The organism is Microbacterium gubbeenense DSM 15944, assembly GCF_000422745.1.
In the GTDB taxonomy this organism is placed as follows: Bacteria; Actinomycetota; Actinomycetes; order Actinomycetales; family Microbacteriaceae; genus Microbacterium; species Microbacterium gubbeenense.
Window position 1 is genome coordinate 1 of the sequence record NZ_AUGQ01000064.1, and the last position, 1,663, is coordinate 1,663.

Here is a 1,663-nt window from a genome sequence, read left to right on the forward strand (position 1 = left end):
GTGATCGTCCGGATGCGATTCCACGAGCCCACGCTTGCTTACGTCGCCCGACGCACCGCCGAGGGCAAGAGCAAACGCGACATCATCCGCTGCCTGAAACGCTACGTCATTCGCGAGGTCTACCACCTCGTCAAGACCGACCCGAGAACCGGCGAAATCGCGAGTTGACAACTATAGGAGCATCAACGCCCTCATGGAGACGATCAATGGGCTCTACAAAGCCGAGTGCGTGCGCACAACGATCTTCCACCACGGCCCGTACAAGACCATCGCGGACGTGGAGTTCGCGACCGCCGGCTGGGTCGACTGGTACAACGACCGCAGGCTCCACGGTAGCCTCGGGATGGTCAGCCCCGACGAATACGAGGCTGCCTACTACGCGGCCCTCAGCAGAGAATCGCTCCCCGCATAGAAGCGGCAGAGAACCTGGGACGGTTCATGTTGAGGTCGAAGCGACCTGGGGCATTTACCAGCGCGTCGTCGCGGCCTACCGAGAACCCGATAAGACCAAGGGCAAGACACTGATGAAGGCCGTGATCGACAGTGTCACCAGCGGCGTTCCGGCCGCGCTGATCGAGATCCACCGACTCGGCCGGACCCTGAATCAACGCGCTGCGGACATCCTCGCGTTCTTCGATCGCCCCGGCACCAGCGACGGCCCGACCGAGGCGATCAACGGACGCCTCGAGCACCTCAGAGGCTCCGCTCTCGGCTTCCGGAACCTCGGCCACTACATCGCCAGGAGCCTACTCGAAGCCGGAGGATTCAGACCCCGACTACACCCTCGTTCGTGAAGAGCCGATCAAGCGAGTTTTTATGAACATTTGCGAAGCGAAAACTCAACTTTGAGCTAGTCGGCGATAACTGCAAATGTCGGCGGCCGTTGCCGAGTTGTAGTTCTTCTTGCGGCGACCTCGCGAGACGCCAGACCTCATGGCGCGGCCTATTAGTTGTCAAATTCGGTTACACTTGTCGCATGTTGAAGACAGCTGTTGGTAGAGTTTTTACGCGCTTTCGGCGAATGGCACTGGGCAACGAACGCTTCGCTCGATGTAGCGGGGTGGAGATCGGGACGGGATGTCGAATTCTTTCGAACATCGTCACTACCGAGCCCTGGCTCGTGTCCATCGGCGACAGAGTCACGATCAGTTCAGAGGTTTCATTCGTGACACACGACGGCTCCGGATGGTTATATCGAGATGATCGTGGTCGTCGTTTTCGTTACGCACCAATTCGTATTGGCAATCATGTGTTTATTGGAACGCGGGCTACTATCATGCCGGGCGTGAGCGTTGGGGATAATGTGGTGATCGGAGCAGGATCCCTGGTCACAAAATCGGTACCTAGTGGAACGGTTGTAGCGGGCGTTCCCGCCCGCAAGATCGCTCCATGGGAGGATTACATGGCAAAGGTTGCTGACTGGCCTGCTTCAAACGATAAGAAGGGAAATACATACCGCGAGCAAGTAGACTCAATTGCCGGGAGCTATAGACCTTAAAGGAGCTCATCGCATTCGAGGGTGTAGGTGAGGTCTGAATCCGCCGACTTCGAGGAGCGATCTCGCAACATAGTGGCTCTTCGCGGATGGGGGTGTAGTCGTCGGTTGACGAGCCAGCGGCGTGGCGGTCGCGGGGACGAGGTCGAGGCCTTCCGATGATGGAAG

General features: G+C 58.3%; 1 protein-coding gene and 3 pseudogenes. All 4 read left to right on the plus strand.

Features of this window, described 5'->3' with window-relative positions:
• Window positions 1-168, plus strand: a pseudogene (locus tag G510_RS18925) (IS110 family transposase); the annotation flags it as partial.
• 16 nt (window positions 169-184) lie between these two features.
• Window positions 185-412 (plus strand): annotated as a pseudogene (locus G510_RS0113300) (integrase core domain-containing protein); the annotation flags it as partial.
• A 25-nt stretch (window positions 413-437) separates the two neighbouring features.
• Window positions 438-794, plus strand: a pseudogene (locus G510_RS0113305) (transposase); the annotation flags it as partial.
• 182 nt (window positions 795-976) lie between these two features.
• On the plus strand, window positions 977-1,498 hold the full coding sequence (locus G510_RS19035) for an acyltransferase (RefSeq protein WP_084644395.1): 522 nt from the start codon (window positions 977-979) through the stop codon (window positions 1,496-1,498).
• The last annotated feature ends 165 nt before the right edge of the window (window positions 1,499-1,663 follow it).

Bases quoted from the DNA above. Each gene is read 5' to 3' on its own strand.
- G510_RS19035 (WP_084644395.1), top strand. From the start codon at position 977: ATGTTGAAGACAGCTGTTGGTAGAGTTTTTACGCGCTTTCGGCGAATG.